The organism is Enterococcus sp. B2E4 (assembly GCF_030499455.1).
Taxonomy (GTDB): domain Bacteria; phylum Bacillota; class Bacilli; order Lactobacillales; family Enterococcaceae; genus Enterococcus_D; species Enterococcus_D casseliflavus.
Map to the genome: position 1 here is coordinate 247,526 of NZ_JAUKPK010000012.1, position 6,630 is coordinate 254,155.

The 6,630-nt window shown below is 44.5% G+C and carries 5 protein-coding genes; all 5 read left to right on the forward strand.

Features of this window, described 5'->3' with window-relative positions; all coding sequences use genetic code 11:
* Positions 1 to 18 precede the first annotated feature (18 nt).
* The 5 genes from hpt (at position 19) to lysS (ending at position 6,374) form a co-directional block, all read left to right on the forward strand.
* Positions 19 to 564, forward strand: coding sequence for a hypoxanthine phosphoribosyltransferase (gene hpt, locus Q1X33_RS10405; RefSeq protein WP_005230750.1), 546 nt, complete (start codon positions 19 to 21; stop codon positions 562 to 564).
* Between the two features lie 73 nt (positions 565 to 637).
* A complete protein-coding gene (ftsH, locus tag Q1X33_RS10410) occupies positions 638 to 2,746 on the forward strand; it encodes an ATP-dependent zinc metalloprotease FtsH (RefSeq protein WP_005230753.1) in 2,109 nt (702 codons plus the stop codon).
* A gap of 142 nt (positions 2,747 to 2,888) precedes the next feature.
* Positions 2,889 to 3,770 (forward strand): Hsp33 family molecular chaperone HslO, encoded by an 882-nt coding sequence (gene hslO / locus Q1X33_RS10415; RefSeq protein ID WP_005230756.1) that lies wholly within the window; start codon positions 2,889 to 2,891, stop codon positions 3,768 to 3,770.
* Positions 3,771 to 4,784 (forward strand): tRNA dihydrouridine synthase DusB, encoded by a 1,014-nt coding sequence (dusB, locus tag Q1X33_RS10420; protein ID WP_005230757.1) that lies wholly within the window; start codon positions 3,771 to 3,773, stop codon positions 4,782 to 4,784. It abuts the gene before it with no gap.
* Positions 4,785 to 4,880: 96 nt separating this feature from the next.
* Positions 4,881 to 6,374 carry a lysine--tRNA ligase gene (gene lysS, locus Q1X33_RS10425; protein ID WP_005230758.1) on the forward strand — a complete coding sequence of 498 codons (1,494 nt, stop codon included), beginning with the start codon at positions 4,881 to 4,883 and terminating at the stop codon, positions 6,372 to 6,374.
* Positions 6,375 to 6,630: the final 256 nt, after the last annotated feature.

Consider the following 6,630-nt stretch of genomic DNA (forward strand, 5'->3'; position numbering starts at 1 on the left):
AGTTGGAAGGAGAACTTTATGCTAGATAAAGATATTGAGAAAATTTTGATTTCCCGTGACGAAATCAAAAATCGTTGTGTGGAACTTGGTCAAGAATTAACGGCGGCTTATGCGGATAAAAATCCTCTAGTCGTAGGTGTGCTGAAAGGTGCCGTTCCTTTCATGGCAGACATCGTTCGTGAGATGGATTGTTACTTGGAGTTAGACTTCATGGATGTCTCAAGTTATGGCAATGCCATGATTTCATCTGGAGAAGTCAAGATCATCAAAGATTTAGATACAAATGTTGAGGGCCGTGATCTCTTGATCGTTGAAGACATCATTGACAGCGGTCGCACATTGGCTTATCTGGTGGATCTATTCAAATACCGTAAAGCGAAATCAGTGAAAATTGTAACGTTATTAGATAAGCCAGAAGGTCGTGTTGTTGAGATCGATGCAGATTATGTCGGCTTCGATGTGCCAAATGAGTTTGTTGTTGGATATGGACTGGACTATGCAGAGCAATATCGAAACTTACCTTACGTTGGCGTCTTAAAACCTAGTGTTTATCAGTCAAATTAGTGACTGTTCTAAATCAATTGTGATACAATTAAATGGTCAGGATTGATAAAACAAAATAGCCAGGGAGGTACGCATGAATAAGAAAAATAACGGTATGGTAAAAAATACCTTATATTATGTACTTGTCTTGTTGGCGATGGTCATGGTCGTTTATTTCATTTTTGGAAATGGCAATCAGCAGACCCCAACGATCGAGTACTCCACGTTTACAGAGCAACTGAAAGACGGGAAGATCAAACAGTTTACTGTTCAACCCGCTAACGGTGTGTATCGAATCGTGGGTGAATACAATGAAGAACAAACCGTCAGCAATGACAACAGCTTGTCTGTTTTAGGCAATACACAGGCGAGTTCGACCCGCTTTTCAACGATCATTTTACCGAATGATTCCACACTAAGCGAAGTCACCAGTTTGGCCTCGGCAGAAGGGGTCAAAACCACGATCGAAGAAGAATCCAACAGCGGCATTTGGTTATCGCTTTTGGTTAGCTTCTTACCACTTGTGATCATCATTTTCTTCTTCTACATGATGATGAGCCAACAAGGTGGCGGCGGTGGCGGTGGCGGCCGTGTGATGAACTTTGGCAAATCAAAAGCCAAAGAAGCGGATAAAAAAGCCAACCGCGTGCGTTTTTCAGACGTAGCCGGTGCAGAAGAAGAAAAACAAGAGCTTGTCGAAGTCGTGGAATTCTTGAAAGATCCTCGACGCTTCGTTGAATTAGGTGCTCGTATCCCAGCAGGTGTCTTACTTGAGGGGCCTCCAGGAACCGGGAAAACATTACTAGCCAAAGCCGTTGCTGGTGAAGCTGGCGTACCGTTTTACTCGATCTCTGGTTCAGATTTCGTTGAAATGTTTGTCGGTGTCGGTGCAAGCCGGGTGCGTGACTTATTTGAAACAGCGAAGAAAAATGCACCAGCCATCATCTTTATCGATGAAATCGATGCAGTCGGTCGCCAACGTGGTGCCGGTATGGGCGGCGGACATGATGAGCGGGAACAAACATTGAACCAGTTATTGGTTGAAATGGATGGTTTTGATGGAAACGAAGGCGTGATCGTCATTGCCGCAACGAACCGTTCGGATGTTTTAGATCCAGCGTTGCTACGTCCAGGTCGTTTTGACCGTCAGATTTTGGTTGGTCGTCCAGACGTGAAAGGTCGTGAAGCGATCCTCCGTGTCCATGCCCGCAACAAACCTTTATCAGATGATGTTGATTTGAAAGTCGTTGCCCAACAAACACCAGGCTTTGCTGGTGCGGATCTGGAAAACGTCTTGAACGAAGCTGCATTAGTTGCTGCTCGTCGTAACAAGAAAAAAATCGATGCTTCAGATATCGATGAAGCAGAAGACCGCGTGATCGCTGGTCCTGCGAAGAAAGACCGGGTCATCAACAAACGCGAACGTGAAATGGTTGCTTACCATGAAGCAGGACATACCATTGTTGGGTTAGTCTTGAGTCGTGCCCGTGTGGTACACAAAGTAACGATCATTCCTCGGGGACGTGCGGGTGGTTACATGATCGCCTTGCCGAAAGAAGATCAATTCTTGATGACCAAAGAAGATATGTTTGAACAAATCGTTGGGTTGCTTGGTGGTCGTACGGCTGAAGAAATCATCTTCGGTGTACAATCAACGGGTGCTTCCAATGACTTTGAACAAGCAACTGCGCTTGCAAGAAGTATGGTGACAGAATATGGAATGAGTGACAAGTTAGGTCCAGTTCAATATGAAGGAAACCATCAAGTCTTTGTTGGTCGTGATTATGGTCAAACAAAAGCGTACTCTGAACAAGTTGCCTTTGAAATCGATCAAGAGGTTCGCAAGATTTTAATGGATGCTCATCAAAAAGCCCGTGAAATCATTGAAGAACACCGTGCACAGCACAAATTGATCGCTGAAAAACTGCTTGAACATGAAACATTAGATGCCAAAGCAATCAAATCCTTGTTTGAAGAAGGCAAAATGCCTGAAGGAACCGAAAGCTCTGAGTATCCTAGTGAAAAAGCTCAAACGTTTGAAGAAGCGAAACGTGCGCTGGAAGAAAAAGATGCAGAGAAGCAAGCTGCAGAAAAACACAGCGAAGATGCACCATCAAACGATTTTGATCAACAATTGGAAGACGTTCGCCGCAATAGCGAAAGCCAACCGACTGATCAAGAAAACAAAGATGATAACGCCTAAAACAAGACGTATCAAGGCACCGAGGGAACTCGGTGCCTTTTTGTTTCTATTTAAGAAGACTTTCCTTAAATTCAAACACATTCAGTTGAAAAAAGCGGCGCTTCCTAGTATGATTCATTAATGAATAAAAAGGAGAATCAAGATGAAGGATTATTTAGTAAAAGCACTCGCATATGACGGCTTCGTCCGAGCATATGCAGTATCGGCAACAGAAACGATCGCCGAAGCACAACGACGCCATGAAACATGGAATACGGCATCCGCTGCTTTAGGGCGAGCGATGGTGGGAAGTTTGTTATTAGGCAGTACCTTAAAAGGGGAAGACAAATTGACCGTCAAAATTCAAGGAAATGGTCCTGCTGGGGCAATCGTCGTAGACAGCAATGGCCGTGGGGACGTAAAAGGATACATAAAAAATCCGCAGATCAGTCTGCCGTTGAACCCTCAAGGAAAATTGGACGTTCGGGGCGCAGTGGGTGACCAAGGGATCTTTACCGTGATCAAAGACTTAGGGCTAAAAGAACCCTTCTCTGGACAAACACCGATCGTTTCTGGGGAGCTTGGGGAAGACTTTACTTATTATTTAGCAGTGTCAGAACAGATTCCTTCTGCTGTTGGTCTGAGTGTATTAGTAGAAACCGATGATTCGATTCGGGCAGCCGGTGGCTTTATGCTGCAGATCATGCCTGGTGCCAGTGAAGAGATCATTGATGCCATCGAAAAACGTTTGGGAGAATTGCCTCGAGTATCAACCTTGATCGATGAAGGACAATCACCAGAAGAGATCTTAGCGACATTGTTGCCAGATACGACGATCGAAGTACTAGAAAAAATGCCAGTTCAGTTCCATTGTGATTGCACGAAAGAAAAATTTGCGACGGCGATCATCACCTTAGGGGCTGATGAGATCCAAGCGATGATCGATGAAGACCACGGGGCAGAGGCAGTCTGCTCGTTTTGTGGCAACAAGTATCATTTTGATGAAACGGAATTGGCGGCATTGAAGAAAGAGGCGGAAGCGTAAGTGAAAGATAGACAGACATGGCAGATCGGCTCGGTTGAGATTCCTAACCGCGTCGTCGTTGCGCCAATGGCAGGGATCACCAATTCTGCGTTTCGTGTGACAGTCAAAGAATTTGGCGCGGGTTTAGTCGTCTGTGAGATGATCAGTGATCGAGGGATTCAACTTCGGAACAAGAAGACCCTTGAGATGCTGTTTATTGACGAGACCGAGCATCCTCTTAGTATTCAGATTTTTGGTGGGAATAAAGCATCCTTAGTAGAAGCAGCGCAATTTGTCGCAGAAAACACAACTGCCGATATCATTGATATCAACATGGGGTGTCCTGTAAACAAAATCATCAAAGCAGAAGCTGGTGCGAAGTGGCTTTTAGATCCCGACAAGGTTTATGAAATGGTCCATGCTGTTTCCAGTGCGATCGACAAGCCCGTTACCGTCAAAATGCGGATCGGTTGGGATGAGCAGCACGTCTTTGCAGTTGAGAATGCCCAAGCCGCAGAAGCAGCGGGTGCCGCAGCGATCGGTATGCATGGCAGAACCCGTGTACAGATGTATGAAGGATCGGCTGATTGGGACGTGTTGAAACAAGTGAAGCAAAGTATCACGATTCCCTTTATGGGCAACGGCGATGTCAAAACCCCTGAAGATGCCAAACGAATGTTGGAAGAAGTCGGTGCAGATGCAGTGATGATCGGACGGGCAGCGTTAGGCAATCCGTGGATGATCCACCGCACCAAGCAATACTTGGAGACAGGCGAGTTATTGCCGGAACCAACACCACGAGAAAAAATTTCGACAGCGAAACTTCATTTAGAACGGTTGGCTGATCTAAAAGGGGAAAAAATCGCTTCGCGAGAATTCCGCCAACATGCTGCGTACTACTTAAAAGGTATTTCGCGGGCAGCCAAAGTCAAAGCGGCAATCAATCAAGCGGAAGATAAGCAGACGATTTTTGATTTATTAGATGCATTTGTGGAAAAGACCGAAAAACAGCCGCTAGCAACTCTTAAGGAATAAGAAACAAATCAAGTCGATTCGAAAGTTCGGCTTGATTTTTTGCGTCATCATTGGCATTATAAGAAGGAAACCCAAGTTAAGAATGGAGGAAAACTCGTGACAGAGGAACGACAAACACAAGAAGAATTGAATGATCAAATGTTGGTTCGCCGTGAAAAGATGGAAAAACTACGGGAAGAAGGCATTGATCCTTTTGGCAAGCGATTCGAACGCACCCATAATTCTGCCGAGTTACATGAGTTATTTGATCAAAGAACCAAAGAAGAATTAGCCGAAATGAATCTTTCAGCAAGCATTGCAGGAAGAATCGTTACAAAACGTGGAAAAGGTAAGGCTGGTTTTGCGCATTTACAAGACCGCGAAGGCCGTATTCAAATATATGTACGTAAAGACCAAGTAGGGGATGAACCTTACGAAGTATTCAAACACGCAGACTTAGGTGATTTCTTCGGCGTATCTGGTGAAATCATGAAGACCGATACCGGTGAAGTGACCATCAAAGCCAAAGAAATCGTGATCTTATCAAAAGCATTGCGTCCATTGCCTGACAAATACCATGGCTTGACGAACGTAGAACAACGCTACCGTCAACGTTACTTGGATTTGATCAGTAATAAAGAAAGCTTTGATCGTTTCATGAAACGAAGCCAAATCATCAGCGAAATTCGTCGTTACCTTGACGGTCATGGGTATATCGAAGTCGAAACGCCAGTATTGCATAATCAAGCAGGTGGTGCAGCGGCTCGTCCCTTCATTACCCACCACAATGCCTTAGACATGGATCTGTATTTACGGATCGCTCTTGAGCTTCACTTAAAACGATTGATCGTGGGCGGCATGGAAAAAGTCTATGAGATCGGCCGCGTTTTCCGAAATGAAGGGATCGATACGACCCATAATCCTGAGTTTACGATGTTAGAAGCGTATACGGCATATACAGATTTCAAAGATGTGATGGATCTGACCGAAGGCATTATCCGTAATGCTGCTGAAAAAGTCTTGCATACAGCAACGATCCAATACGATGGACAAGAAGTCGATCTAGCTAGCGACTTTGCACGAATCCATATGGTCGATGCAATCAAAAATCAAACAGGTGTTGATTTCTGGCAACCAATGTCCGTTGAAGAAGCCCGCAGCTTAGCGAAAGAACATCATGTTGAAATCACTGATGCCATGACTGTTGGCCATATCATCAATGAATTCTTTGAGACATTTGTTGAAGAAACGTTACAGCAGCCAACCTTTGTCTTCGGTCATCCAGTGGAAGTTTCGCCATTAGCGAAAAAGAATCCAGAAGATGAACGCTTTACCGACCGCTTTGAATTATTTATCGTTGGTCGTGAATTTGCGAATGCCTTCACGGAACTAAATGACCCAATCGATCAAAGAGAACGTTTTGAAGGGCAAGAAAAAGAGCGCGAAGCAGGAAATGATGAAGCCCATGGGGTGGATGAAGATTTCTTAGAAGCACTTGAATACGGTATGCCGCCAACTGGTGGATTAGGGATCGGGATCGATCGCTTAGTGATGCTGTTGACAGATGCGCAATCGATTCGCGACGTTTTATTATTCCCAACAATGAGATAAAAAAACTCCGTCCACTCGCAAGAGATGGGCGGCTTTTTTTCTTGTCTGCTGGATCAGGGAGAAAAACAGCGAGGAATTAGAGGGAAAAACGCCAGGATAGTTGCCAGAAAACGGATTAAATACGAACGATAAAAGCTGGATCCAATGCGATTAGACGGGTTTGTAAAAATTGAAAAAAGCCATAGAAAATGATTGACCGCAAGGGATTTAGTTGGTATATTATTACATGTGCCAAATGACTAAATGAATTCCTAAA